Here is a 25,708-nt window from a genome sequence, read left to right on the forward strand (position 1 = left end):
CACATGCATACAGGGCGTGGCCGTATTCGGCAGCGCCGCCGTTTGCTATGCTGGCGGCTTCGCCGGCGGCAGCGTGCTGCCGGCCATCCCATGCAACCAAGGAGTAGAACGATGGTCTCGCTGCAGGAGCAGTTGCTGAAAGCCGGCTTGGTGGACAAGAAGAAGGTCCAGAAGGTCAACCAGGACAAGAGCAAGCAGAAAAAGATCGAGCGCCGCACCGGCACCGAATCGGTGAACGAAGCGCGCGAGGCGGCGCTGGAAATGCAGCGCCAGAATGCCGAGCGGGCGCGCGAACTGAATGCCCAGCGCGACGCCGCCGCCGCCCAGAAGGCGGTCAAGGCGCAGATCGCCCAGCTGGTGCAGCAGAACCGCCAGCCGCGCGCGAAGAATGGAAAAGGCGAGATCGCCTACAACTTCACCCACGGCAGCAAGATCGAGCGCATCTACGTGTCCGAGCAGGTGCAGCAGCACCTGGTGTCGGGGCGGCTGGTGATCGTGTTCCTGAATGGGAACTATGAACTGGTGCCGAAGGTGATTGGCGAGAAGATCGCCGAGCGCGATCCGGACAGCGTCATCCAGGTGAAGCAGGCCAGCAACGAGGTCGACGCCGACGATCCCTACGCCGACTTCAAGATTCCGGACGACTTCACCTGGTAATCCGTTCTGCCTCGCTATTGAACAGCTGTCTTTGACGATTTTGAGTTACACTGTATTGTCTCGCAATTGTAGCGGGACAACTACCGAATAACCTGGTTCAACGGCGGGTCAAATGAACGATAGAATGGACGAGCAGCGGGGCGAAGCCCGCGAAGTTACCTACCGCAGCGGGGTCGCTGCACGCCTGGCGGGCTTGCCCGTGGAAACGCTGCGCGTCTGGGAGCGCCGCTATGCGCTGTCGGACACCCAGCGTTCGGCCCATGGACAGCGGCTGTACACGGCCGAACAGGTGCGCCGCCTCGGTCTGCTCAAGCAGCTGGTTGACCTGGGACACCCGATCGGCGTCCTGACCGGCCTGCCGGTCGAGCGCCTGGAAGAGATGCTGGCGCCGGATGCCGATCGCGTGAGCCAGGTCAGCGGGCCGATGCGGGTGCTGGTGGTCGGCGACAGCCTGGTGCGCCGCATTGCCGCCAGCGGCCGCGACGGCCGCGCCCTGCAGGTGCAGCGCCACTGCGCCCGCCTCGAGCAGGTGGGCTCGCTGGCGGACGGCATGGCCCTGGATGTGCTGCTGATCGAAGCCTCGGAGCTCGAGGACGCTGCCGTCGCCCAGATCGCGGCGGCGCGCGATATCCTGAAGCCGGCGGCGACTGTGGTGCTGTACCGCTTCTGCGGCAGCGCCACCATCCGCGCGCTGCGCGCCCAGGGCTGCCTGGTGGCGCGCGTGCCGGCCGAGATCGGCGAACTGGTGTCTCTGTGCCGTTCCGCACTGGCCGGGCAGGGCCTGCCCGCGTCCGACTCCCAGGTAGAAGCGGTGGCGCCGCGCCGCTTCGACGACCAGGCGCTGGCGGCCATCACGGCGGCCGGCAACCGCCTGTCCTGCGAATGCCCGCGTCACCTGTCCGACATCCTCATGATGGTCGGCAGCTTCGAGCGCTACAGCGCCCAGTGCGCCGCGCGCAACCAGGAAGACGCGCGCCTGCACCGCGAACTCGAGCTGGCCTCGGGCCGCGCGCGCATGGTGCTGGAAACGGCCATGGAAAGGCTGGCGCTGGCGGAGGGCTTGCCGCTGCCGGGCAAGGTCTGAGCCGCAGCATCATTCTCGCGTGCGAAGGGAAGCCGGGATCCGTGTTCCAATACGGATCCCGGTTCATCTTGTCCTGATCTGGTACGTTTCCGGGACAAGCATGGCCTTCAAAATCCGAGGAGGGCAGCATGGCAAACACGTTCAAGGCAGGCGACAAGGTGCAATGGGAGTCGTCGCAAGGCACGGTGCATGGCACGGTCAGGAAGAAACTGACGTCCCCGACCGACATCAAGGGGCACCACGTCGCGGCATCGCGCGAGCACCCGGAATACCTGGTGGTCAGCGACAAGACGGGCGCCGAGGCGGCGCACAAGGCCGAGGCGCTGAAGAAGGCTTGAGCCTATAATCCTTTCTTTTTTTACCCGGTCCATGGCCGGTGCTTCGATGGCCATCGACTGGTTCTCCCCGGCGCAGTGCGTCGGCTATGCGGCGTTCGTGCTCGGCGTCGCTTCCTTTGCCCAGAAAGACGACCGCCGCTTCAAGCTGTTCATGGCGGCCGAATGCCTTGCCTACATCATCCATTTCACCTTGCTAGGCAGGCCGACCGCCGTCGCCAGCTCGACCATGTCGCTGCTTCGCTCGGTTCTGGCGTTGTATACCCGTTCGAAATGGGTGGCCTTCTTCGTCGTCATGGCCAACCTGGGACTGGGCTGGCACTTCGCCACCCGCCCCAGCGACTGGCTGCCGCTGGGCGCCTCCTGCATCGGCACGCTGGCCCTGTTCCTGATGGAAGGCGTACGCATGCGCGTCGCCATGCTGTGCGGGACCGTGCTGTGGATCGTGAATAACGTGATTGCCGGCTCGGTCGGCGGCACCGCGCTGGAGCTGGTAATCGCCTGCGTGAACCTGGTGACGATCCGGCGTATGCTGCGCGAGGCTCCAGCAGCGCCCCAGGCCTGAGGGAAAACGGCCCAGGCAGTCAGCCCGGATCCTGTGCGCTGCCCGGGTTGCGCACTTGTCCCGCAGGTCCTCCCGCGCGCCGGCAGCGTTCGGAACAATACTTGACGTGTTCCCAGTCGCGCTCCCACTTCTTGCGCCAGGTAAACGGCAGTCCGCAATGGGCGCATGACTTTGTCGGCAATGCCGATTTCTTCCGCATTTTCATGCAGTCGATTGTAGCCCGGTGACGCCTATACTAAGGCTGCGCGCCCTGCGTGAACCATGCCCCATGCATGCTTCACGCAGCAGGTGGCGGCGATGCTTACCCAGCCGGATTGTCCGGTGGTAAGCTATTCATGTTGTCACTTCACCCTGAAGGAATGTTCATGAAACCGCTGTTCTCCTCCGACGAAGAAGCGAACGCAGCATCTGCGGCGCCCGCACCCGCCCCGGCGCCCCTGCTGAATCCTGGCATCGTGCCGGATGCACTGCCGGCATTGCGTCCCGAGGCGAGCGCGGCGCCCGTAGTCCGTGTCGATATCTCTGGCATCGACGACAAGGCGATCGAGGCCCTGGGCGGCAACACCGGCGCCGGCGTGGCCAAGGTGTCGGCCAAGCTGCTGGGCACCGTGCGGGCTTCGGATGCGGATGTATTCGGCGCGCAGCTGAACGAGCTGATCGCCACCTCGAAGGGTCTGGACCCGGCCAAGCTGCGTTCCGGCGGCCTGGTGTCGCGCCTCACGAACATGTTTGGCTCGGTCAAGGAAAAGATGCTGTCGCAGTACCAGGTAGTCGAATCGCGCATGGATACCCTGGTCGGCGAGATGACGCGCCATGCCAACGTGCACCGGGCGCGCATCCAGGATTTCGACGAGATGTACAAGGGCCTGGAAACCTACTACCAGGGCCTGGACGCCGACGTGAAGAAGGGAGAAGCCTGGGCCGAACGCCTGCGTCAGGCGCTGGCGCAGCAGGGCGCAGCGGCCAACGCCTTCGAGGCGCAGCAGGCCACCGAGCTCAAACGCCGCCTCGAGCGCCTGGAAAAGCGCATCGACGACCTCAAGCGAGCCATGCTGATGGCCACGCAGATGGTGCCGCAGATCCGCCTGTCGCAGGACAATGCGCGCGCGCTGACCGATACCTTCACGGACATCGTCAACGTCTCGATCCCGGCCTGGCGCAACGTGTTCTCGCTCTACCTGCTGCAGCTGGAAGCCAAGCAGAGCGCGGCGGTCGCGAATGCCGCCTACGACGCCACCGACGCGGCCTTCCGCGCCCAGGCCGATATGCTGCTCGAGAATACCGAAACGGTGGCCCGCGCCAAGCAGCGTTCCCTGGTCAGCCTGGAAACCGCGCAGCACGTGCAGGCGCAGCTGGTGACCGCCTTCGACAAGCTCGAGCAGATCTCGAACGAAGGCCAGCAGCGCCGCAAGGAAGAGCTGCCCAAGCTGCAGGAACTGGAGCGCGAACTGATCGCGCGCTTCTCGGCCGGCGGCGCCGCGCCCTGAGCACCCACCCGTTCCAGCAATACCCATCACCCTACAAGGAAAGCCCATGTCGACGACGCTCCAGACCGGCCATCGCATCAACCTCGAAAAAACCGCCCCGGGATTGCGGCGCGTCCGGATCGGCCTTGGATGGAAGATCAACGCGGCCACCGGCCCTGCATTCGACCTCGATTCCTCGGTCTTCCTGTGCCGGAAGGATACCGGCGACAATCCGGTCATGATCAGCAACGCCCACTTCGTCTATTACAACCACACCACCTCGCCCGACGGCGCGGTGGTGCACTCGGGCGACAACCGCACGGGCGACAGGGATGGCGACGACGAAGTCATCACCGTCGACCTGGCCAGGGTCGAGCCCGAGGTAGTGGAGATGCCGATCGTCGTCACCATCCACGAGGCCGAGGCACGCCAGCAGACCTTCGGGCGCGTCACCGACGCCTACGTGAAGGTGTACAACGACGAGACCGGCGAAGTGCTGGCGGAATACGACCTCGACGAAGACTACTCGGACAAGACCGCGCTGCAGTTCGGTTCGCTGTACCGCAAGGATGGCGAGTGGCGCTTCCAGGCCGTGGGCGCGGGCTTCAAGCTGAACCTGGCTACCTTCATCCGCAAGCTCGGCGGCACTGTCTGAGAACGGCCGGCGCTCGCCGCCGCATGGAGCGATGACCCAGCAGACGCCCAAGGCATTCGACTTCAGCGAGGAGGCTGAGCCTTCTCCCGAGCCCGCCCCGCGTCCGTCCGGGCCGCGCGCCTTCGACTTCGGCGACGAGCAGCTTGAAGCGGCGCCTGTCCCGGCCAGCCCGCCCCGGGCGCTATCCTTCGATGATCTGCCCCCGGCGCCGGAAGGCCTGCCGGCCAAAGCCGCCGCCCGGCCGCTCTTCGACAGCGAGGACCATCCAGCGGTGCGCGATGCGCTGTCGATCGCCAGGCAGGATTACCCGCTCCTGTTCGAGCAAGCGGAGCAGCGCCTGGCCGCGCTGTTTCGCCGCATCCTGCCGGTCAACCTGGCGCTAGTGGCGGACTGGGGCGAGAAGGCCCTGATGGAGCAGGCCGTGCTGCTCCAGCCGATCACCGACCTGGTGCTGAAGTTCACGCAGATGGGCGTGCCCGCGCTGCTGGACGCCGCGCTCGAGGCTACCCGTGCGCCGACTAGCGTCATCGGCAAGCTGTTGCGCCGCGGGAGCCCGCCCGCCGGATACAAGCCGGCGCTGACGGCAACGCGTGCGCAGCTGGTGCAGCTGATGGCCGACAGCGAAGCCGCCATGCGCGAGATGACAGCGTCGGGAAAGAACCTGGCCCTGCACGCCGCCGTGCTCGCCGTGGTGGCGAAACTGGCTGCCGGCGCGCTCGATGCGCGCGTGCATGACGCGCTGATCCAGCGCCGCACGCTGATCCAGCAGGCCATCCGCCAGACCGAGCTGTCGACACTGCAGATGGAGCAGGTGCGACTGCAGGCTGCCGAGCTGATCGGACAGATATCATCCTTCCTGACGGTGACCTTGCCGGCGATCGAGATGGCGCAGGCGCAGCGGGGCACTTGACGCGGGAGGGGCTGCTAGAATGGGCTTTCCAATGTCATTCGCTGGAGTACAAAAATCCTCGGTTTTCTCATCAGAACGGTGGTGCGCCGGCCAAAGCTGAGCATCGCGATCGCACTGTTGCTGTTGGCAGCCTTGGCCAGCACGATGACCTATACCGGTTTCCTTGTGATCGGTGTGCTGGCCGATTACCTGGACACGAGCCGGTTCGTCGCCGGGCTGCTGCTTGGCGCTCTTCTGGCAAGATTTCCTTCTTTTAGCAAAGGCAAGCTGCGCATCGTCGGTCTTTTGCCGAAACCCGTGCGGCGCCCGCTCATCGTCGGCATGCTCGCACTGTGCTTCCTGCACTTCCTGTCGCAGGGCGACTACGTGCCCGCGGGGTTTACCGGATTCACGACGCTGTTCGTGCTCACCTTGCCCTGGCTGAGGCGGGCCATGTTCGACCGCTTGCTGTCGTCGGTCTTCCCGTTCGCCGGACGCAAGCCGGCCGCACGCAGCGACGACATGGTGATCGATGGCGAGTTCAGGGAAAGGAAAGACTGAGGCGGATGGCCCCGGAAACGAAAACGCCAACCTGCATGGGTTGGCGTTGAAGCTGGACAGCACTACAGCGCGATATCGGACCGCTCTTTCACTTGCCCAGGCTGAGCGCCGGGAGCGGCGCCTGGAATAAAGGTATCCAGGCTTGGCGATGCGATCGCCAGCTGCAGGGTTTCCGCGGTGCTTGCCCAGGTCGTCGCCAGCAGTTGCACGTTCTCGTTCAGCTTCTTGCCATAGGACGGAACGATCTCGCGAATCTTTTGCTGCCACGCGCTTGTCTTCATCCGATCCGGGAACACTTTCTCCAGCAGCGACAGCATGATCGCCGGCGAGGTGGAGCCACCAGGCGATGCCCCCAGCAAGGCAGACACGGAGCGATCTTCGGACACCACGACTTCTGTACCGAGCTTCAGTACGCCGCCCTTGTCCGAGGTGTTCTTGATGATCTGCACGCGCTGGCCAGCTTGCCACAGCCGCCAATCTTCGTCCTTTGCATCGGGCATGTAGTGGCGCAGCGCCGCCATCTTGTCCTCCCTGGACTGCTCCAATTGTTCCGCAAGATATTTTACGAGTGCAAACTCGTGGGCGCCGACTTGAAGTTGCGGAATGATATTGGAGGGCGTGGTCGCCTTCGCGATATCGAAATAGGAACCATTTTTGAGGAACTTGGTCGACCAGGTGGCGAATGGCCCGAACAGCAGCACCGTTTTACCATCCAGCACGCGGGTATCCAGGTGCGGCACCGACATCGGTGGCGAACCCGTATCTGCCAGCCCGTACACTTTCGCCAGGTGACGCGAGGTAATTGCCGGATTATCCGTGACCAGGAACTCGCCGCCTACCGGGAAACCAGCATATTGTTTCGCTTCAGGAATGCCCGACAACTGCAGCAGCGGCAATGCGGCGCCGCCCGCACCGATGAAGATATGGCGCGCATCCACCGTCTGGACTTTGGAATCGTCCTTGATGTCGAATGCCGATACGCGCCAGGATCCATCCTCGTTGCGCGTGATCGAGCGGACCTCGTATCCGGTCGAAATCCTGCTGCCTACCGTCTGGCCGAGATGCTGGTAGAACTGGCGGGTAATCGCGCCCAGGTTGACGTCGGTGCCGAGCGGCGAACGGGTGGCGGTTACCAGCTCGTCCGCTTTGCGGCCTTCCATCATGAGCGGAACCCACTCGGTAATCCTGGCCCGGTCGGTGCTCAATTCCATGCCGGCGAACAGTGGTGACGCCTTCAAGGCCGCAACGCGCTTGCGCAGGAACTCCCGGTTCTCCTCGCCGAACACGAGATTCATATGAGGTGTCGAATTGATGAACTCGCGTGGATTGCCCAGCACACCCTTGCGCACCTGATGCGCCCAGAACTGGCGCGAGATCTGGAAGTTCTCGTTGATCTCAATCGCTTTTGCAATGTGCACTTGCCCTTGATCGTCCATCGGCGTGTAGTTCAGTTCGCACAGCGCCGAGTGACCTGTTCCCGCGTTGTTCCAGCCATTGGAACTTTCTTCCGCAACTTTATCCAAACGTTCGAACACTTCGAAGGTCCAGCTCGGCTCCAGCTCGGACAGATAGACGCCGAGTGTTGCGCTCATGATGCCGCCGCCGATCAGCAGCACGTCGACCCGGCGATCAGCCTTGGCGGCACGGTATTGGCCACCCAGTAAAAACGAGTAGCCGCCCCAGACCGCTGCGGCGCCGACAGCAGCCCCGATGAACTTGCGTCGGGTGAAGCGCATGCCGCTGGGGCGGGTTGCTGGATTGTTGCTGGTTTCTTGACTCATGTGATGAGTCCTCCTGATAAAGATTGAAAGCGCCAGCCAACCGTCAATTGACAACGGTGTGCAGACGCGAGCTGATGTGTTCGGGAATTTACTTTCCTACCAAGAGCGCGGCGATGCTTGATGCCTGCTCCTGCGGGGACGACTGTCTCGCATTGAGCAGGATTCTTTTCCAGCGCATGTTGGAGGGCCAGCGCTTCCTGTTCGCTGAACCCATTCAGCAAGCGCCCATCGCACCGATGACCACGACAAACTGCGACGCGGTCAGGCCCAGGGACAGCATTTCTTTATCAAGCGCTTTAAAAGCGCATCCACGTCTGGCTAATCAGCTTGCCGAATTGCATGTGTTTAGCTCTTCAAATGCTGTCACACGGTCTGAAAGTGCCTCTGCGCAATATGTGCGTATGGAAAATATGTATTTTATTTGCCCAGGCAAATATAAGCGATAAGGGTTTTTACGAACTAAAGGCGGTAGGGGGCGTCAATGAGGTGGGACCGGCCCGCCCCCAGGAATGGCGGAAATAGACCCAGAAACGACAACGCCCACTCGTAGGAGTGGGCGTTTTGCAAAACATGTTCTTGGTGGCCCGGGGCGGAATCGAACCACCGACACAAGGATTTTCAATCCTCTGCTCTACCAACTGAGCTACCAGGCCAAGGGCTCGCATTCTAGCACAGGGGTCGGCGCGGCGGTAGTGCTTCAGCGAAATCAGGAGGTCCCCGTCATTCCGCCTGCCTGGTCGGCGCCAGGCGGTTCAGGTCCAGGCCCTGGGCGCGCAGGCGGCCGAGAAGGGCGTCGTAGGCGGCCGGGTCGACCTTCGGCGTACGTGACAGGATCCACAGGTATTCGCGCTTCGGCTCGCTGACCGCGGCCAGCTGGTACTCGGGGTCGAGGTCGATTACCCAATAGTCACCCCAGACCATCGGCACCCAGGACACGATGGCCGGGGCGAAGCGCACTTCCAGCTTCGGCGAAGTCGGGCCGCCGGGCTGGCGCGCCACGCCGGTGGCCGTGTCGGTGCCGCCGTCGGCGCGCCGGCAGCGGTTGACGACGTTGACCCGGCCATCCTCGCGCAGGCTGTAGGTGGCGGTGGTGAAACCGATGCATTTCTTCTGGAAGGAATTCGGGAATTTCGCGATCTCGTACCAGGTGCCCAGGTAGCGCTTGAGGTCGAGCGCGGGGATGGTGGCGAGCGGTTTGGCGCCGCTTTCCGACTGGCCAGCGGCAAAAGCGGCAGGTGCGCACAAGGACGTGCACAGCAATGCTGCGAGCAGGATAGGTTTCATGCGTGCTCCCGATATGGTCGAGCCTGGATGCTAACCGTGCCAGCCGCGCTTCGACGCACGGCAGGGCGCTGGCTTCAGGCGCGCGCCGCGGCGCGTTCGGCGTGATGCCGTTCCAGTTCCAGCCGGGCCGCCTTGCGCGCCTTGGCTTCCTCGAAGCGGCGCTGTTCGTCCGGGGTCGATGGCGCCAGCTGCGGCACGGCCACCGGCTTGCGGTCGTCGTCCACGGCCACCATCGTGAAGAAGCAGCTGTTCACGTGACGCACCACCTGCGAGCGGATGTCCTCGGCGATCACCTTGATGCCGATTTCCATCGAGCTGCGCCCGGCGTAGTTCACCGAAGCGAGGAAGGTGACCAGCTCGCCCACGTGGATCGGCTGGCGGAAGGTGACCTGGTCGACGCTCATCGTCACCACATAGCGGCCGGCGTAGCGGCTGGCGCAGGCGTAGGCGACCTGGTCGAGCAGCTTGAGGATGGTGCCGCCGTGGACATTACCGGAAAAGTTTGCCGTGTCCGGGGTCATCAGGACCGTCATCGACAGCTGGTGGGAAGGCAGGTTCATGCGGGACTCATCCACAAAATCAACAAAGCACTATGTTGCTTCAGAAACGCCGGGCCGGCAATGGCCGCCCCGGCGCCGGGGTCAGGAAGCGCTCAAGGCCGGCTCGCCGGGCTTGGCGTGCCGCACCGTGACCTGGGCACCGCCAGCCGGACGCCCGGCAGGCTGCGAAGGTATGGCCAGCGTGAAGACCGCCACCAGAGAGGCCAGGCGCGCCGCCTGTTCCTTCATCGAATCGGTGGCTGCCGCCGATTCTTCGACCAGGGTCGCGTTTTGCTGGGTGACACTGTCCATGTCGGCCACCGCGCGGTGCACCTGCTGGATGCCGCTCGCCTGTTCCTTGCTGGAGTCGACGATTTCACCCATGATTGCGGTCACCCGGCCAATGCTCTCGACGATGCCAGTCATGGTGGTGCCGGCGCGACCGGCAAGGTCGGCGCCGAGCGACACGCGGCGGGTCGAATCATCGATCAGTTCCTTGATCTCCTTGGCCGCAGCAGCAGCGCGCTGCGCCAGGCTGCGCACCTCACCTGCCACCACCGCGAAGCCGCGCCCCTGCTCACCAGCGCGCGCCGCTTCCACGGCCGCATTCAAGGCCAGGATGTTGGTCTGGAAGGCGATACCGTCGATCACGCCAATGATGTCGGTGATGCGCGCCGAGGAGGCGTTGATCGCGCCCATGGTGTCGACCAGCTCGCCGACCATGGCGCCGCCCTGCTGCGCCACGGTGGAGGCTTGCAGCGCCAGCCCGTTCGCCTGGTCCGCGTTGGCCGCGCTGTGCTGGACCGCATGCGCCAGTTCGTTCATCGACGACGCGGTCTGTTCCAGTGCCGCCGCCTGGCTCTCGGTGCGGCGCGACAGTTCCTGTGCCTCGTCGGCCATCGCGTCCACCGAGCTGCCGATGGTGGCGGTGCCCTCGCGCACCTGGCCGACGATGCCGGCCAGGCTGTCGCGCATGCCCTGCAGCGCGTGCATCAGGCTCGCCCCATCGCCCGGCCGCAGCGCGACCTGGACCGCCAGGTTGCCGGCCGCGATCTCGCTTGCTACCCGGGCCGCTTCCGCGGGTTCTCCGCCCAGGCGGCGGAACAGGGCGCGCGCGAACAGCATCGAGGCGGCGATGCTGACGGCGAGTGTCAGCACGCACAGACCGACCAGCATGCTGCTGCTGTGGTGTGCGTCGTCCAGCACGGCACGCGCGCCGGTGTCGATGGCCTTGTGCTGCAAAGCTTGCAGCGCCGTCACGCCATCTATGTATTGCTGGGTGGCGGGCACGAATTCGCGCTCGTACAGCGCCATTGCCTCGACCGTCTGGCCTTCCGCCTTCAGGCGCATGAGCCGGTCGCGGCTGGCGATGTAGCGCCCGCGCGCTTCGCCGATTGCCGCGAACAGCGCTTTTTCTTCCGGCGTGTCGAGCAGGGCGCCAACCTGTTCCTGTAGCGCGCTGGTGCGGCGGCTCGACTCCGTACTCTCGGCGGCGAAAGCCTTGGCCAGCTCCGGATCGGCCGAGCGCGCGACTGCGGCGGTGCGCTTGGCCGACACCGAGGTGTTGAGCAGCCACTGCGAGGCGAGGCGCTCCTTGACGAGCGGGCGTTGGGTCAGCGCCTCGGTTTCCTGCGACATGCGCTGCAGGCGCCAGATGGCGACCGCGGTTGACAGGAAGGAAACGATGATCACGAACGCGAATGCGATACGTAGTTGGGTACGGACACTGCTTGCAGCGATGGACACGAAGACTCCCAAGGTAAGTGAGGTTCCATGCCGGTGCGGACTGCACCGCAATGGCGCAGTTGTCGGCATGCTCGGCAGCGGTGCCGTGTGGGCGCCGCGGGCCATTAACATAATGCAAAAACCGCGCCTGAAGTGATGGCATTGATCAGCTTATGCGACAATCATGATCTCCAACGATTTGCGCATATCGATGGATGATTTAAATCGTTTTCCGGTGCGCGGCGGGCATGTAGGCTGGGGGCATGAACAGCGATTTCCCGACCTCTTCCGGCTCCGTGCAGTGGCACCTGGGCCCGATCATCGATGCATTGCGCACCTCGCGCGAATCGACCCATAACATCCGCCACCAGGGCCGGGTGCGCGAGCTGCCCTCGCGCGAAGTCCTGACGCAGGTGATCAACGGCGTCTCGGCGGCGCTGTTCCCGACCCATTACGGGCGGCCCGACCTGAACGACGAGAGCATTGACTACTTCGTGGGCGACACGCTCAATGTGGCGCTGGACCGGCTGGTGGGCCAGGTGCGGCGCGCGCTGCGCTTTACGCCCCAGTTCGCGGAAGCCGACGAGGCCATCCTGTTCGAGCAGGCGCAGGCCATCACGCGCGAGTTTGCCGGCAGCCTGCCGGCAATCCGGGCGCTGCTGGTGTCGGACGTGCAGGCGGCGCTGGTGGGCGACCCGGCGGCCAGTTCGGTGGCCGAGATCATGCTGTGCTATCCGGGCACCATCGCCATCCTCTACCACCGCCTGGCGCATTGCCTGCATCGCCTGGGCGTGCCCTTCCTGGCGCGGCTGGCGGCCGACATCGCCCATTCGCTGACCGGCATCGACATCCACCCGGCGGCGCAAATCGGCGGCAGCTTCTTCATCGACCACGGCACCGGCGTCGTCATCGGCGAGACCGCCATCCTGGGCGAGCGCGTGCGCCTGTACCAGGCGGTCACGCTGGGCGCCAAGCGCTTCCCGGTGGACGCCAGCGGCGCGCTGGTGAAAGGCGCGCCGCGCCACCCGATCGTCGAGGACGACGTGGTCATCTATGCCGGCGCCACGGTGCTGGGCCGCATCACGGTGGGCGCTGGCTCCACCATCGGCGGCAATGTCTGGCTGACCCAGAGTGTCCCGCCGGGCAGCAACGTTTCGCAGGCGCAGTCGCGCAATACTTAGTCCATTAGAAGGCATGCGCCGCGTGCAGGCTGTCCAGGAGCGCGCCCCTGAGCGCACTGGCAGCCAGCGCGGCGCGCTCGCGCGGGCGCGCCAGGTCGACCGTAAATTCGGCCCGCACCGGCCCTGCCGCCGCATCCATCAGCAGCACGCGGTCGCCCAGCAGCAGGGCTTCGTCGATGTCGTGGGTGACCACCAGCACGGCCAGCCCGCGCTGGTGCACTACCCGCGCCAGCAGGTTCTGCAGGCGCATGCGGGTGAAGGCGTCGACCGCCGAGAAGGGCTCGTCCAGCAACAGCACGCGCGGGGACGTGAACAGGCCACGCGCGATTGCCGCGCGCTGGGCCTGGCCACCCGAGAGCTGCTTCGGCAGCGCATCCGCATGGCCGGCCAGGCCCACTTCGTCCAGCAGGGCGGCGATGCGCGCGCTTGAACCGGGGTCCGGCGCGGCGCCGAAGGCGATGTTCTGCGCGACCGTCAGCCAGGGGAACAGGCGCGGCTCCTGGAACACCATGCCGACATCCGGAGAGGGGCCGCGCAGCGGCTGGCCGTCCAGGCACACGCTGCCGCGGTAAGCGGTGTCCAGTCCCGCGGCGATCGACAGCAGGGTGCTCTTGCCGCAGCCGCTGGCCCCGACCAGGCTCACCGTCTCGCCGGGCGCCAGGCGCAGGCGCAGGCTGCGCAGCACGGGACGCGCGCCGTGGTCCTTGGCATCCACGGCGATGTCGAGCAGGGGCTTCATGAGGCGCTCCGGTCGCCGACACTGTCGCGCCAGGCCAGCAGGCGCCGTTCCAGCGCCTGCATCGCACTGTCGCTCAGTTTCCCGAGCAGGGCCAGCAGCACGATGGCCGCCAGCATGATGTCGGCGCGGCTCGATTCGCGCCCGTCGGTCAGCAGGTAGCCCAGGCCGCGGCTGGCGGCGATCAGCTCGGCCGCCACCATGAACATCCAGGCCAGGCTCAGGCCGTTGCGCAGGCCGGTGAGGATGGCCGGCAGCGCGGCCGGCAGCAGCACCCGGCGCGCCAGCGTCACCGGCGGCAACCGGTACAGGCGCCCGACCTCGACCAGCTTGCGGTCGACCCCGCGGATGCCGGACACCACGCCCATGTACACCGGGAAGAAGGCGCCGATCGCGATCAGGACCAGCTTCGGGGTTTCGTCGATGCCGAACCAGAGCAGCAGCAGTGGCACCCAGGCCAGCGAGGGGATGGCGCGCAGGGCCTGGAAGCTGGGATCGAGCAGGCGCTCGGCGCGCCGGTCGAGCGCGACCAGGGCCCCCAGCGGCAGCGCCAGCGCGGCGCCGGCCAGGAAGCCGGCCAGTACCCGAAGCGTGCTGGCCGCCAGGTGGCCGCTCAAGCCGTTGGCGGCCAGCCAGGCCAGGGCTTCGCCGACGGCGCTGGGCGGCGGCAGCAGGTTGGCCGGCACCAGCCCGGCGCGCACGCCCAGCTCCGCGCCCAGCACGATCAGGACGGGCAGCAGGGCGCCGAGCGGCAGGCCGGGCGTGAGGCGTAGGCCGGGTGCGGGCGCCGCCAGTTCGATCGAACGCGGTTCCATGACTCAGACGCGCGCCACCAGCGGGCGGGCGAAGTGCACGTCGATCAGGCTGGCGATCACCTTGTCGAGATCCGTGCCGGGCTTGACCAGGGCTTCGTCGCGCAGGATGGGCGCCGCCAGCTGCAGCGCGCGCAGGTGCTCGGCGCCCGGCTGCGGGTTGCTGAAGTCACTGCGCAGCTTGACCTGCAGGAGCGCCACCGGCAGCGAGACCTTGGCTTCGCTGGACAGGATCTTCGCCGCCTCGGAGGGATTCGCGCGGGTCCAGGCGCGCGCCCGCTCATAGGCCTTGATCACGCGCGCCGTCTCGCCCGGGCGGCTGGCGAGGAAGTCCTCGCGCACGTTCAGGAAGCCGTAGGTGTTGAAGCCGACGTTGCGGTACAGCAGGCGCGCGCCGCCTTCCAGTTCGCTCGCCGCCATGTGCGGGTCCAGCCCGGCCCAGGCGTCGACCCGGCCCTGCTCGAGCGCCGCGCGGCCGTCGGCGTGCTGCAGGCTGACGTGCTCGATGTCGGTGCGCTTCAAGCCCACGCTGTGCAGGGCGCGCAGCAGGAACAGATAGGGATCGGTGCCCTTGGTCGCCGCCACCTTCTTGCCGCGCAGGTCGGCCAGCGAACGGATCGGCGAGTTCTTCGGCACCACCAGCGCCGTCCACTCGGGGCGCGAATAGATGTAGGGGGTGCGGATCGGGTTGCCGTTGGCGCGCGCCAGCAGGGCCGCCAGGCCCGCGCTGGAACCGAAGTCGATGCTGTTGGCGTTCAGGTATTCGAGCGCGCGGTTGCTGCCGGCGCTCAGCACCCACTTGATGCGCGTGCCCTCGGCCTTGAATTCCTCTTCCAGCCAGCCGAAGTGGCGCAGCACCAGGCTGGTGGGCGAATAATAAGCATAGTCGAGCCGCAGCTCTTCCAGCGGCGCGGCGCGCGCCGAACCGATGGGGAGGGCGCCGAGGGCGGCAAGCTGCAGCAGGCTTCGTCGTTTCATGATGCTCCTTCAGGTCAGGCTGCCGTGGGCAGCAAATCGGCGGCCGGCGCGTCGATGCGCACCTGGCGTCCCGGATGGTCGGGCGCCAGGCGCGCTCCGGCGCCGAGCAGGCGCTCGCGTAGCGTGCTTCCTTCGTCTTCCTGTTCCCGGTAGCGGCCGCGCCGCCGCAGTTCCGGCACCACGTGTTCGACGACGCCGCGCATGTCCTCGAGCGGCAGCGCGTAGGCCAGGTTGAAGCCGTCGACGCCGGTCTCGTCCAGCCAGTGTTCCAGCTGGTCGGCCACCTGGGCGCCGTCGCCCACGATGAGTGGGCCGCGCCCCCCCAGGCCGATGAACTGCGCGGCTTCGCGCACGGTCCAGCGCCGCTCCGGGTCGACCGTGCTGAGCGAGGCCAGGGCCGAGCGGCCGGCGTCGGTGTCGATGTACTCGATGGTGTCGTCCAGGTGGTGGCGCGCGAAGTCGACGCCGGTCCAGCCGGACAGCAGGGCCAGCGCCGCTTCGACATCGACGTGTCGCTGGTATTCCGACAGCCGGGCCCGGGCTTCGGCTTCGGTGGCGCCGGTGATCACCAGCGCCTGGGCGTACACCAGCAGCTGCTCCGGATCGCGTCCCTCGGCCTGGCGCGCCGCCCGGACGGAGTCGACGTAGCGCTTGACGGCCGCCTTGCCGGGTGCGCTGACGAACGTCGCTTCCGCATGGCGCGCGGCGAAGCGCATCCCGCGCGGCGAGGCGCCGGCCTGGTACAGGAAGGGCGTGCGCTGGGGCGAGGGTTCGCACAGGTGGATGCCGGGCACCGTGTAGTAGGTCCCGGCATGGTTGATCGGGTGCACGCGTTCGGGGTCGGTGTACACGCCGCGGGCGCGGTCGCGCACGACGGCGCCGTCTTCCCAGCTTTTCTCCCACAGCTTGTAGACCACTTCCAGGTACTCGTCGGCCAGGTCGTAGCGCTCGTCGTGGCCGAGCTGGCGGTCCAGGCCCAGGTTGCGCGCGGCGCTGTCGAGGTAACCGGTGACGATGTTCCAGCCGACCCGGCCGCGGCTCAGGTGGTCGAGCGTCGACATGCGGCGCGCGAAGGTGTACGGATGCTCATAGGTGAGGGCGGCGGTGACGCCGATCCCGAGGCGTTTTGTTGCCTGCGCGATCAGCGGCACCAGGGCCAGCGGGTCGTTCAGCGGCGCCTGCACCGCATGGCGCAGCGCCGGGGCGGCGCTTTTGCGGTAGACGTCGTACACGCCCAGCACGTCGGCCAGGAAGATGGCGTCGAAGCCGCCGCTTTCCAGCAGCTGTGCCAGTTCGATCCAGTATTCCGGCGTGGTATAGCGCTCGCTGTCGCTGCGCGGATGGGTCCACAACCCCGGCGACTGGTGGCCCGGGGTGTTCATCTGGAAGGCGTTGAAGCGGATCGGGCGCGCCATGCTCATTTCCCCGCCTGCAGCGCCAGCTGGTAATCGGTCTTGGCGTAGTCGGCGAAGTGGCGCTCCGTCACTTCGAGGAATTCGCGCGAGCGGTAGGCCGCGGCGATGTCGCGTGCGAAGGGCTTGTCGCGGTCGGCCGTGCGGACTGCCACCAGGTTGGCGTAGTTCGGCGAAATCCGCTCGGTGCGCAGCGCGTCCTTGAGCTTGAGGCCCGAGGCCAGGGCATAGTTGCCGTTGACGAAGGCAAAGTCGGCATCCTGCAGGGCGCGCGGCAGCTGGGCCGCTTCCAGCGGGAGCAGCTTGACCCCTTTCAGGTTGGCGGCGATGTCCTTTTCCGACGCGCGCACCGGGTCCACGTTGGGACGCAGCCTGATCCAGCCAAGCTGGTCGAGCATGACCAGGGCGCGCGCCTGGTTGGTCGGGTCGTTCGGCAGCGCCACCGTGCTGCCGCTCTTCGCGCTGTCGAGGCTGCGGTGCCGGCGGCTGTAGATCGCGATCGGCGCGGTTGGGATCTTGACCAGTTCCGACAGCGCCAGCTTGTGTTCGGCGGCGAAGCGGGTCAGGTAGACGATGTGCTGGAACACGTTGGCGTCGAGCGCGCCTTCGGCCAGTGCGAAATTCGGCTGGATGTAGTCGTTGAACTCGACGATCTTCACCTTGTAGCCCTTCTTCTCGAGGAGCGGCTTGATGCCGAGCTTGACCTGGTCGGCATAGGGACCGGCGCTGGTGCCGATCACCAGCTCCTTCGGGTCTTTCGCCTGTGCGCCGAGGATCAGGGCAAGCAGGGTGGCGGCGAGCAGGGTGCGGCGGGGTGCGTGCATGGACGGTCCTGTGTGAATGAAAAATCAGCGCTTGTCGAGGCGGCGCGCCAGCCGGCCGCCGCTGAACTGGATCAGCTGCACCAGCAGCACCAGCAGCGCCACCGTGAGCACCATGACATCGGTCTCGAAGCGGTAATAGCCGTAGCGGATGGCGAGGTCGCCGATGCCGCCGCCGCCGACCACGCCGGCGACCGCGGAGTAGGAAAGAAAGCTGATGGCGAGTACCGTCAGCGCCAGCACCAGGCCGGAACGTGCCTCGCGCAGCAGTACCCGGGTGACGATCTGCCAGGTGGAGGCACCCATCGCTTCGGCGGCCTCGATCACGCCGCGCGGCACGTCGCGCAGCTGCTGCTCGACCAGGCGCGCGAAATACGGAATGGCGGCAAAGGAGAGCGGCACGGCGGCGGCCAGCGGCCCGATCGAGGTGCCGGCAATCACCCGCGTGAGCGGCACCAGCGCCACCATCAAGATGATGAAGGGGAAGGAGCGCACCGTATTGACCAGCCAGCCCAGCACCAGGCCGGCGCGCCGGCCGCGTGCGGAAGCCGCATCCAGCCCCAGGTAGAGCGCCACCCCCAGCGGCCCGCCGAACAGCACCGCCGCCGACAGGCCGAGCCCCAGCATGAGCAGGGTTTCGCCGAGCGCGCGCCACAGCTCGGGCAGCAGCGCAATCAGGGTATCAGTCATGGACCGCTCCCAGCCGGGTCGCGGCGCGCGCCTCGCTGTCGTACCAGGCCAGTTCGCGACCGAGTGCGGTCCTGCGCGGCACGCTGTGGTCGCTGAGGGCGAACTGCTCGGCGACCGCGCCGTCTTCCAGCACCGCGACGCGGTCGCACAGGCTGCCGATCACCGCCAGTTCGTGGCTGACGATGACGATGGTCACGCCCAGGCGCAGGTTGATGTCGCGCAGCGTGGCCAGCAACCCGCGCGTGGTTTCCGGGTCGAGCGCGGAAGTCGGTTCATCGCACAGCAGTACGGCCGGTTGGCTGGCCAGCGCGCGGGCAATCGCCACGCGCTGTTTCTGCCCGCCGGAGAGCTTGGCCGGATAGCTGGAGCGCTTGTCCTCCAGCCCGACCAGCGCCAGGCATTCCTCGACCCGCGCCGCGAGCCGCGGTGCGTTCAGCGTACCCTGCAGGCGCAGGGGAAAGGCGACATTCTCGAACACGGTGGCGTTCTGCAGCAGGTTGAAGCCCTGGAACACCATGCCGATCTGGCGCCGCACCTCGCGCAGCTCGCGCTTGCCCAGTCGGGTCAGTTCGCGCCCGGCCACGACGACGCTGCCGCTGTCGGGGCGCTCCAGCAGATTGAGCATGCGCAGCAGGGTCGACTTGCCGGCGCCGCTGCGTCCGACCAGGCCGTAGATCTCGCCCTGGGCGATGTCGAGCGTGACCTCGCGCACGGCCGCGAAGCTGCCGCCCTCGGGCAGGGGAAAGGATTTGCTGGCGCGCGCGATGCGCACGGCGAAGGAGGGGTCTGGCGTGCTCACGGCGTCAGGAATAGGGGGTGGGTTCCGGGAAGCGTCCCGACAGCGCGTAGCGCCCGAGGTCGCGCAGCTTGTAGTCGACCGGGTCGTGCAGGGTGTGCACGCGCGCGTTGCGCCAGAAACGGTCGAAGCCGTAGCGCGCCGACGTCGAGCGGGCTCCGGTCAGTTCGAACAGCTGGCTGCCGATGTCGATGGCGGCGCGGTGCGCCAGCACCTTGGCTTCGGCGACCGCCACCGCGACCTCGCCGCGCTCGGCCGCGCTGAGCGCATCGCCCTTGCGGAAGGCTGCCTCGAGCAGTTCACCGGCGGCGTCGGCCAGCAGCGCGGCCGGCCGCAGCATCAGCCAGAACTGGCCGTAGCGGTGCTGGACATAAGGGTCGTCGGTGACGTCGTCCACGCCGGAAGCCAGCCAGGGGCGGCTTGACTCCAGCGTGTAGCCGCGCGCCGCCTCGAAGGCGCCCTGCGCGATGCCGAGGTAGAGGTTGGCCATCACCAGCTGCGCCACCTGCGAGCGCAGCGTGCTGCGCGGCGTCGGCGCCTGGCCCGGCGCCTGCAGCACCAGGGCGGTAGGCAGGTGCACGCGGTCGAAGTGGACGTTGCCGCTGTCGGTCTGGCGCTGGCCGAAGGCGTCCCAGTCGGCTTCCACGTGGATGCCCGGCTGGGTGGTCGGCAGCACCGCGATCAGGGATGCGCCGGCTGCTTCGTCCCAGGCCGACACGGTGAGCCAGTCCGAGCCCACCGAGCCGGACGAGAAGCTCTTGACGCCATCGAGCCGGTAGCCGGTCGGCAGGGCGACGGCGCGGGTGCGGCGGTCGAGCGGGTTCAGTGCATTACCCCAGAACAGGTTCTGTTTGACCGTCATGCCCAGCAGGCTGCGCTGCTGCAGTTCGCTGCCGTACAGCTGGATGCCGGCCAGCTGCAGGTGGTGAAAGCCGAACAGGTGGGCCAGGGCGCTGTCGGCGCGCGCCAGGATGCGCACCGCCTGGTTGACCGTCGCCCAGCTGGCGCCCTGTCCACCGTGCTCGAGCGGCACCGACAAGGTGAGCAGGCCGGACTCGCGGATCCAGCCGCGTTCGCGGGCGGCGTGGCCACCGGCGCGGTCGCGTTCGACGGCGCTGGTGGCCAGGCGCTCGGCCAGGCTGGCGGCCAGGGCCAGCGGATCCGCTGCGGTGGCGGGGCCGGTGTCCTGGCGCTGCGGGGATGGGGAAGAAGGCATGGACGTGCGTGGGATGTTGATGGATGCGTCCAGTGTGCATTGGCGCCGCCGCCGCGTGAACGAAGGAATGCGCCATTCGATATGAGCAAAAAGTTAAAACGCCGCGCGCATATCGATGAGCGAAACAATTCGTTGGCTTGCGCCTGCCTGCGCTTTAGCCTGTGGCCATCGTCAACCCCTGGATCCACCATGAGCGTCCTACTATTGGGCGGAAGCCCCTCGCCGCAATCCTCGTGCACGCGGCTGCTGCAATACATCGGCGACCGCCTGGCCCTGCAGGGCCAGCGCCCGGTGCGCATCGAAGTGCGCGAGCTGCCCGCCGACGCGCTGCTGCAGGCCGACAGCGCCCAGCCCGAGCTGGCGCGTGCGCTGCAGCTGGTGCGCGAGGCCGATGTGGTGGTGGTGGCCACGCCTGTCTACAAGGCGGCCTACACCGGGCTGCTGAAAGCCTTCCTCGACCTGCTGCCGCAGGACGGCCTGGCCGGCAAGGCCGTGCTGCCGATCGCCACCGGCGGCAGCCAGTCGCACATGCTGGCGCTCGACTACGCGCTGCGCCCCGTGCTGGCCTCGATGTCGGCGCGCTTCATCCTGCCCAGCATCTATGCCACGTCCGACCAGGTGTCCTGGCATTCCGAATACGGCCTGGCGCTGGCGCCGCCGATCGCGGCGCGCATCGCGCAGGGCATCGAGCAGCTGGGCGCCGAACTGGAACCCCGGCTGCGCGCCGCCGCCTGACAATGACCGAAGGAGCATCCATGCACGAACACGTTTCCCGCCGCGCCGCGCGCCGGCATGACCTGGGCCTGGCGTTTGCCGGGATCGCCGCGGCAGCGGCAGCGCAGGGCGCCGCCCAGCCGCGTCCCGCCCCAGCGGCCGACCCGCGCCAGCGCGCGCCGCTGCAGCCAGCCGCGGCGACGCTGCCCCTGGCCGCGAATTGAGGAGCCGCAATGTCGACCCCTGACGTATTCTGGTTCCTGCCCACCCACGGCGACAGCCGCTACCTCGGCACCTCGGAGGGCGCGCGCGCCGTCGACGCGGCCTACCTGAAGCAGGTCGCGGTGGCCGCCGACACCCTCGGCTACGACGGCGTGCTGCTGCCCACCGGCCGCTCCTGCGAAGACGCCTGGATCGTGGCGTCCTCGCTGATCGACGCGACGCGCCGGCTCAAGTTCCTGGTCGCGGTGCGGCCGGGCCTGTCGACGCCGGGCCTGGCGGTGCGCATGGCCTCGACCTTTGACCGCCTGTCCGACGGCCGCCTCCTGGTGAACGTCGTCACCGGCGGCGACCAGGGCGAGCTGGAAGCCGACGGCCTGTTCGCCGACCACACCAAACGCTACGAGATTTCGGATGAATTCTTCCGCGTCTGGCGCGCCAGCATGGCGGGCGAGGGCGGTGCGGCCGGCTTCGACTTCGAAGGAAAGCACATCCAGGTCAAGGGCGCGAAAACGCTCTATCCGCCGGTGCAGGAGGGCGGACCGCCGCTGTACTTCGGCGGCTCGTCCGAGCCGGCGCACGAGCTGGCGGCCGCGCAGATGGACGTCTACCTGACCTGGGGCGAGCCGCCCGCGGCCGTGAAGGAAAAGCTGGACGACATCCGGCAGCGCGCCGCACGCCACGGCCGCACGCTGCGCTTCGGCATCCGCCTGCACGTGATCGTGCGCGAGACCAATGAAGCTGCCTGGCGCGCCGCCGACGAGTTGATCAGCCACCTGGACGACGAGGTCATCGCCAGGGCGCAGGCGGCCTTTGCGAAGATGGATTCGGTGGGCCAGCAGCGCATGGCCGCCCTGCACGGCGGGCGCCGCGACAAGCTGGAAGTCTCGCCCAACCTGTGGGCGGGCGTGGGCCTGGTGCGCGGCGGCGCCGGCACCGCGCTGGTCGGCGACCCCGAGACGGTGGCCGCGCGCATGCGCGAGTATGCCGAGCTCGGGATCGAGACCTTCATCCTGTCGGGCTATCCGCACCTGGAAGAGTCTTACCGCTTCGCTGAGCTGGTGTTCCCGCTGCTGGGCAAGGGCAAGGGAAAGGCGGCCGGCGCGCAATCGCTGACCGGGCCGTTCGGCGAGATGATGGCGAGCGATATCCTGCCCAAGAAGAAAGCAGCCTGACGCCGGCAGCCGGGAGCGGGACGGAAGCGCCTTTGCTATCATGGCGCGATGTCCATCCTGCTCGTACCCGGCTACATGGCCGACGAAACCCTCTGGGACGACGTGCGCGGCCCCCTGGAACAATTCGGGCCCGTCCTGCACGCCGACCTGCGCCACGACGACAGCATCGAAGCGATGGCCGCGCGCGCCGTCGCCGCTGCACCGGGCAGCTTCATCCTGGTCGGCTTCTCGATGGGCGGCTACGTCGCCCGCGAGATCGCGCGCCTGGCGCCTGAACGGGTGCGTGCGCTGGTCTTGATCGCCACCTCCACCCGCGCCGACACGCCTTCGCTGCGCCAGAGCCGCGGCACGGTCGGCAAGGCCGCAGCCTCGGTCTCGTTCTCGGGCCTGAGCAAGACCGCGATCGCCACTTCGCTGCATCCGCAACAGGCCGGCAACGACGCCCTGATCGAACGCGTGCGCGCCATGGGCGTGCGCCTGGGCGGCGAGGTGTTCCGGCGCCAGTCGAGCATCGTGCGCACGAGCGACCGCGAACGCCTGCACGAGATTCGCTGCCCGACCCTCGTCATTGCGGCGGGCCAGGACCGCCTGCGCTCGCGCGAGGAAGGCGAGGAACTGCATGCCGGCCTGCCGGCTTCGGACTTCGCCCTCATCGAGGACAGCGGCCACATGCTGCCGATCGAGGCGCCCGAGGCCCTGCTGGCGGTGATGCTGCCCTGGCTGGAGAAAGTCGCGCAGTAATGCACTAAGCGGCGTTGGTAGCCGACCAGGCGCGCAAGCCGCGGATCGCTTCTTCCTTGAGCTTGGCCTCGATCTCGATGTAGGGTGCGGTCAGGTAGGAGGAGGGCATCACCTCGATCAGGTCGGAATGCTGGCGGTCGTTGAAGCCTTCGCGGCCGTTGGAGATGTGCACCAGCTGGTGCTTTGGCTCGGCCCAGGTCTCGCGCGCTTTCAGCAGCATCTCGCCCACGCTCGGATCTTCATAGCTCGACAGTTTGTCGTGCACCACGTGGTGGTGGGCGTCGAATACCATCGGCACGCCGGCGCGCAGGCAAATTTCGTAAATCTCTTGCGCGCCATACGCGTACTCGTCGTTCTCCAGCCCCAGCCGGCAGCGGATCGCGTCGGGCAGGGTGGCGATGCGTTCGACCAGGGCGTCGGCCCGGTTGCCCTTGCCGCCGTGGATCTCGAGCAGGGCCCAGGGCGAGCGCGGCTGCTCCAGCAAGTCCATGATGTCGGCGTGCATCTGCAGGATCTTGATGCTGTTTGCCACCACGCCTTCCGAATCGGAATTCAAGACCACGAACTGGTCCGGGTGCATCACCAGGCGGATGCCGCGCTCCAGCGCACGCTGGCCCGAGCGCGCCAGGGTGGCGGCGAAGGGCGCCAGCACCTCGCGCCCGATGTCTTCGTCGGCGAAGGGAAAGATCGACGACGGCAGGCGGTACAGGCGGATGCCCTCGGCTTCGCAGTAGCGCAGCGCATTGTCCAGGGTCTGGATATTGTCGCGGTACAGGCCGTCGAGCAGTGCACGCTGGCCGTCCAGGCTGTGCTCGAGCAGGCGCTTGCGCGTGACCGTGCGGTAGCGGACGTCTTTCGATGCGGTGATGCAGACGAGGCCTAGATTCGGTGGCATGGGTTCCCTGTGCTTGTCGCGGCCCGGTTGCCGCCTTTGCTCCGAGTCTAGCGCAATGGATAATCCGGGGCGTCCGCCTGGACTGCGTGGGCGGGTCAGGCCAGGGTCATCCTGACGGACGCCCCGGTCGCCCGAACTTGGGCAGAATGGCCCGATATCCAGTGACATTAGCTCAACAGGAGGATGCGATGAGCGATCAGGAACGCGACAAGCAGGGCGCGCAGGGTGGGCCCGCACGCAGCGATACGCTAGCCGAGGGCGGCGCCGTCCCGGTGAATGCGCAGGGCGGACAGGCAAGCCAGACCGGTTCGCAGATCGTCGGTGCGGCCGGCGGCACGGATGCCTCGGCAGCAGCGGCCCAGTCCGGCAACCAGGGGCCGGGCGGGGCCGGCATGCGGGCGCAGGGAGCAGCGGAAGGCGGCCCCGGTGCGCCGGGCGGTTCGCTGGGCGGCGGCGGCAGCCCGGCGGCGGGCGCCTCCGCGGGCGGCAATGCGATGGGCGAGGCGGCGTCAAGCGACGATACCCGCACCGGGACCGGGACCTCGTCCGGCCAGGGTACGTCGGTGGCGGGCGGCGACCCCAGCAGCGGCGCGACCCTGAACCCGACCAAGCAGGGTGGCGGCGGAGGCGCGTCCACCTCTTGAAGGATCAGCGCGGCCGGCCGAACACCTGGGTCCAGTAGACCACGCCGCTGCGCTTTTCCGCGACGATGCCGTAGGCCGCTCCCATCTCGGTAAAGCTGGGATTCATGATGTTGGCGCAGTGGCCCGGGCTGTCGAGCCAGCCGGCCACGGCTTCTTCCGGGGAGCTCTGGCCGAAGGCGATGTTCTCGCCCACGCGCTGCCAGGCATAACCGGCGCGCGCCGCGCGGTCGGCCGGCTGGCTGCCGTCCTTGGCGCGGTGGCTGAAGTAACGGCGCGTGGCCATGTCGCGGCTGTGCGCCAGCGCGGCCTCGCCCAGGCGCGGGTTCCAGATGACCGGCGGCGCCGGCGCGAAATGCTCGCTGCCGCAGGTGCGCGCGCTGGCGCGCGCCGCATTCACCCCGGCCAGGATGGCCTTGCCGGCCTCGTTCCAGTCCGGGAAGGTTTCCGAGGGCAGCGGCGGCGCCGGACGCGCCAGGATCACGGTCCATTCATTGCCGCTGCGATAGGTACCGACGGCCGAGAAGCGGGTATCGAGCAGGGTCTTGCAGTATTTCTGCTGCAGCACGGCCATCGCTTCCGCCGGGGTATCCGGGCCGGTGACGCTGATCGAATCGGCGCGCTCGGCCGCATAGCCGGCACGCTCGAGCGCGGTTTCGATGAAGGTGGCGGGGCCGATGCGCACCCGCGCCAGCGCCGGGTGCGGCGCCAGGGCCTCCACCGGATCGGCGGCGCGGCCCATGCAGCTGCCGGGCGCCATGCGGTAGGCATTGACCAGGGTGCTCAGCTGGTCGGCGCCGTAGGCGGGCGCCGGCACGGCGGCGGCCGGACCGGGCCAGGCCGCGGCCAGTGCGAGGCTCAAGGATGCGAAGGACAGTGCGCCACGCTGCGCATGGCGGCGCGCCCTGAATGGCAGGGTCATCATTTTTCGGTAGAGGTTCCGGTGCCGGCGGCTGCGTCATCACACCGGCATTGCCAAATCTGAATTGACAGTCAATAAAGCCGGCCCCAAAGCAAAAACGCCGACCACAGGTCAGCGTTTTATCGAGGCCGGACAGGAAGCATGACGCATCTGTCGCGAACCCACCCACTATAGCAGGGTCGCGCCGACCCTGCATAGCGCGGCGCTGTAACAGGCCG

At 67.4% G+C, this 25,708-nt stretch carries 30 protein-coding genes and 1 tRNA gene; 15 read left to right on the top strand and 16 right to left on the bottom strand.

The genetic code is table 11. The features are described 5' to 3' along the window. Window positions 1–111: 111 nt before the first annotated feature. The 4 genes from LK539_RS20265 (at window position 112) to LK539_RS20280 (ending at window position 2,641) form a co-directional block, all read left to right on the top strand. Complete coding sequence (locus tag LK539_RS20265) at window positions 112–657, top strand: DUF2058 domain-containing protein (protein WP_227802869.1); 546 nt, start codon at window positions 112–114, stop codon at window positions 655–657. Between the two features lie 112 nt (window positions 658–769). Continuing rightward, entirely contained in the window at window positions 770–1,741 is a 972-nt protein-coding gene (locus LK539_RS20270; protein WP_227802870.1) for a MerR family transcriptional regulator, read from the top strand. Window positions 1,742–1,869: 128 nt separating this feature from the next. Continuing rightward, window positions 1,870–2,079 (top strand): DUF2945 domain-containing protein, encoded by a 210-nt coding sequence (locus tag LK539_RS20275; protein WP_227802871.1) that lies wholly within the window; start codon window positions 1,870–1,872, stop codon window positions 2,077–2,079. Between the two features lie 46 nt (window positions 2,080–2,125). Further along, window positions 2,126–2,641 (top strand): YgjV family protein, encoded by a 516-nt coding sequence (locus LK539_RS20280; protein WP_227802872.1) that lies wholly within the window; start codon window positions 2,126–2,128, stop codon window positions 2,639–2,641. 19 nt (window positions 2,642–2,660) lie between these two features. On the opposite strand, the gene LK539_RS20285 is transcribed toward LK539_RS20280, so the two are convergent. Beyond that, complete coding sequence (locus LK539_RS20285) at window positions 2,661–2,846, bottom strand: DUF2256 domain-containing protein (protein ID WP_227802873.1); 186 nt, start codon at window positions 2,844–2,846, stop codon at window positions 2,661–2,663. Window positions 2,847–3,006: 160 nt separating this feature from the next. Between LK539_RS20285 and LK539_RS20290 the strand changes: the two genes are divergently transcribed. The 4 genes from LK539_RS20290 to LK539_RS20305 all read left to right on the top strand — a co-directional run bounded on the left by LK539_RS20290 (window position 3,007) and on the right by LK539_RS20305 (window position 6,212). Then, on the top strand, window positions 3,007–4,128 hold the full coding sequence (locus LK539_RS20290) for a toxic anion resistance protein (protein ID WP_227802874.1): 1,122 nt from the start codon (window positions 3,007–3,009) through the stop codon (window positions 4,126–4,128). Between the two features lie 46 nt (window positions 4,129–4,174). Beyond that, a complete protein-coding gene (locus tag LK539_RS20295) occupies window positions 4,175–4,762 on the top strand; it encodes a TerD family protein (protein WP_227802875.1) in 588 nt (195 codons plus the stop codon). Window positions 4,763–4,793: 31 nt separating this feature from the next. Further along, window positions 4,794–5,672: a hypothetical protein gene (locus LK539_RS20300; protein WP_227802876.1), complete on the top strand. Its 879-nt coding sequence runs from the start codon at window positions 4,794–4,796 to the stop codon at window positions 5,670–5,672. Window positions 5,673–5,753: 81 nt separating this feature from the next. Continuing rightward, window positions 5,754–6,212, top strand: coding sequence for a hypothetical protein (locus tag LK539_RS20305; RefSeq protein ID WP_227802877.1), 459 nt, complete (start codon window positions 5,754–5,756; stop codon window positions 6,210–6,212). Between the two features lie 62 nt (window positions 6,213–6,274). Here the strand turns inward: LK539_RS20305 and mqo are convergent, their stop codons facing one another. Continuing rightward, window positions 6,275–7,993 (bottom strand): malate dehydrogenase (quinone), encoded by a 1,719-nt coding sequence (mqo, locus tag LK539_RS20310; protein WP_227802878.1) that lies wholly within the window; start codon window positions 7,991–7,993, stop codon window positions 6,275–6,277. A 23-nt stretch (window positions 7,994–8,016) separates the two neighbouring features. Here mqo and LK539_RS20315 point away from each other — a divergent pair, with 23 nt between their 5' ends. After that, on the top strand, window positions 8,017–8,439 hold the full coding sequence (locus LK539_RS20315) for a hypothetical protein (RefSeq protein ID WP_227802879.1): 423 nt from the start codon (window positions 8,017–8,019) through the stop codon (window positions 8,437–8,439). Window positions 8,440–8,570: 131 nt separating this feature from the next. Here LK539_RS20315 and LK539_RS20320 read toward each other — a convergent pair. From LK539_RS20320 to LK539_RS24500, 4 genes are all read right to left on the bottom strand, one after another. Continuing rightward, window positions 8,571–8,646 (bottom strand) — tRNA-Phe (locus LK539_RS20320). Between the two features lie 67 nt (window positions 8,647–8,713). Continuing rightward, window positions 8,714–9,277: a lipocalin family protein gene (locus LK539_RS20325; protein WP_227802880.1), complete on the bottom strand. Its 564-nt coding sequence runs from the start codon at window positions 9,275–9,277 to the stop codon at window positions 8,714–8,716. A gap of 74 nt (window positions 9,278–9,351) precedes the next feature. Continuing rightward, the gene (locus LK539_RS20330) at window positions 9,352–9,837 is read right to left on the bottom strand and encodes an acyl-CoA thioesterase (protein ID WP_227802881.1); all 486 of its coding nucleotides are present in this window, start codon (window positions 9,835–9,837) and stop codon (window positions 9,352–9,354) included. 81 nt (window positions 9,838–9,918) lie between these two features. Next, window positions 9,919–11,562, bottom strand: a complete 1,644-nt coding sequence (locus LK539_RS24500) for a methyl-accepting chemotaxis protein (RefSeq protein WP_373889580.1) — start codon at window positions 11,560–11,562, stop codon at window positions 9,919–9,921. 242 nt (window positions 11,563–11,804) lie between these two features. Between LK539_RS24500 and epsC the strand changes: the two genes are divergently transcribed. Beyond that, entirely contained in the window at window positions 11,805–12,722 is a 918-nt protein-coding gene (gene epsC, locus LK539_RS20345) for a serine O-acetyltransferase EpsC (RefSeq protein WP_227802882.1), read from the top strand. A 4-nt stretch (window positions 12,723–12,726) separates the two neighbouring features. On the opposite strand, the gene LK539_RS20350 is transcribed toward epsC, so the two are convergent. The 8 genes from LK539_RS20350 to LK539_RS20385 are packed head-to-tail and all read right to left on the bottom strand — an operon-like array spanning window position 12,727 to window position 20,183. Then, on the bottom strand, window positions 12,727–13,461 hold the full coding sequence (locus LK539_RS20350) for an ABC transporter ATP-binding protein (protein ID WP_227802883.1): 735 nt from the start codon (window positions 13,459–13,461) through the stop codon (window positions 12,727–12,729). After that, window positions 13,458–14,273 carry an ABC transporter permease gene (locus LK539_RS20355; protein ID WP_227802884.1) on the bottom strand — a complete coding sequence of 272 codons (816 nt, stop codon included), beginning with the start codon at window positions 14,271–14,273 and terminating at the stop codon, window positions 13,458–13,460. Before LK539_RS20355 ends, LK539_RS20350 begins: the two co-directional genes overlap by 4 nt. A 3-nt stretch (window positions 14,274–14,276) precedes the next feature. Further along, window positions 14,277–15,248, bottom strand: a complete 972-nt coding sequence (locus tag LK539_RS20360) for an aliphatic sulfonate ABC transporter substrate-binding protein (RefSeq protein WP_227802885.1) — start codon at window positions 15,246–15,248, stop codon at window positions 14,277–14,279. Window positions 15,249–15,262: 14 nt separating this feature from the next. Then, a complete protein-coding gene (locus LK539_RS20365) occupies window positions 15,263–16,663 on the bottom strand; it encodes an LLM class flavin-dependent oxidoreductase (RefSeq protein WP_227802886.1) in 1,401 nt (466 codons plus the stop codon). A gap of 2 nt (window positions 16,664–16,665) precedes the next feature. Further along, complete coding sequence (locus LK539_RS20370) at window positions 16,666–17,484, bottom strand: MetQ/NlpA family ABC transporter substrate-binding protein (protein ID WP_227802887.1); 819 nt, start codon at window positions 17,482–17,484, stop codon at window positions 16,666–16,668. Window positions 17,485–17,508: 24 nt separating this feature from the next. Next, window positions 17,509–18,171, bottom strand: coding sequence for a methionine ABC transporter permease (locus LK539_RS20375; RefSeq protein ID WP_227802888.1), 663 nt, complete (start codon window positions 18,169–18,171; stop codon window positions 17,509–17,511). Further along, window positions 18,164–18,970 carry an ATP-binding cassette domain-containing protein gene (locus tag LK539_RS20380; protein WP_227802889.1) on the bottom strand — a complete coding sequence of 269 codons (807 nt, stop codon included), beginning with the start codon at window positions 18,968–18,970 and terminating at the stop codon, window positions 18,164–18,166. Before LK539_RS20380 ends, LK539_RS20375 begins: the two co-directional genes overlap by 8 nt. A gap of 4 nt (window positions 18,971–18,974) precedes the next feature. Then, window positions 18,975–20,183, bottom strand: coding sequence for an acyl-CoA dehydrogenase family protein (locus tag LK539_RS20385; RefSeq protein WP_227802890.1), 1,209 nt, complete (start codon window positions 20,181–20,183; stop codon window positions 18,975–18,977). Window positions 20,184–20,372: 189 nt separating this feature from the next. Between LK539_RS20385 and ssuE the strand changes: the two genes are divergently transcribed. From ssuE to LK539_RS20405, 4 genes are read left to right on the top strand one after another with little or no spacing between them, the layout of a single operon-like run. Continuing rightward, on the top strand, window positions 20,373–20,918 hold the full coding sequence (gene ssuE, locus LK539_RS20390) for an NADPH-dependent FMN reductase (protein WP_227802891.1): 546 nt from the start codon (window positions 20,373–20,375) through the stop codon (window positions 20,916–20,918). 20 nt (window positions 20,919–20,938) lie between these two features. Further along, window positions 20,939–21,121, top strand: coding sequence for a hypothetical protein (locus LK539_RS20395; RefSeq protein ID WP_227802892.1), 183 nt, complete (start codon window positions 20,939–20,941; stop codon window positions 21,119–21,121). A 9-nt stretch (window positions 21,122–21,130) separates the two neighbouring features. After that, window positions 21,131–22,291, top strand: coding sequence for an FMNH2-dependent alkanesulfonate monooxygenase (gene ssuD, locus LK539_RS20400; protein WP_227802893.1), 1,161 nt, complete (start codon window positions 21,131–21,133; stop codon window positions 22,289–22,291). A 48-nt stretch (window positions 22,292–22,339) separates the two neighbouring features. After that, window positions 22,340–23,032: an alpha/beta fold hydrolase gene (locus tag LK539_RS20405; protein ID WP_227802894.1), complete on the top strand. Its 693-nt coding sequence runs from the start codon at window positions 22,340–22,342 to the stop codon at window positions 23,030–23,032. Window positions 23,033–23,036: 4 nt separating this feature from the next. On the opposite strand, the gene uvsE is transcribed toward LK539_RS20405, so the two are convergent. Further along, the gene (uvsE, locus tag LK539_RS20410) at window positions 23,037–23,927 is read right to left on the bottom strand and encodes a UV DNA damage repair endonuclease UvsE (protein ID WP_227802895.1); all 891 of its coding nucleotides are present in this window, start codon (window positions 23,925–23,927) and stop codon (window positions 23,037–23,039) included. A 188-nt stretch (window positions 23,928–24,115) separates the two neighbouring features. On the opposite strand from uvsE, the gene LK539_RS20415 reads away from it, so the two are divergent. Next, window positions 24,116–24,571, top strand: coding sequence for a hypothetical protein (locus tag LK539_RS20415; RefSeq protein ID WP_227802896.1), 456 nt, complete (start codon window positions 24,116–24,118; stop codon window positions 24,569–24,571). A gap of 4 nt (window positions 24,572–24,575) precedes the next feature. Here the strand turns inward: LK539_RS20415 and LK539_RS20420 are convergent, their stop codons facing one another. Next, window positions 24,576–25,490 carry a CAP domain-containing protein gene (locus tag LK539_RS20420; protein ID WP_227802897.1) on the bottom strand — a complete coding sequence of 305 codons (915 nt, stop codon included), beginning with the start codon at window positions 25,488–25,490 and terminating at the stop codon, window positions 24,576–24,578. Between the last annotated feature and the right edge of the window lie 218 nt (window positions 25,491–25,708).

This window comes from Massilia sp. IC2-476, from assembly GCF_020707295.1.
GTDB lineage: Bacteria > Pseudomonadota > Gammaproteobacteria > Burkholderiales > Burkholderiaceae_D > Telluria.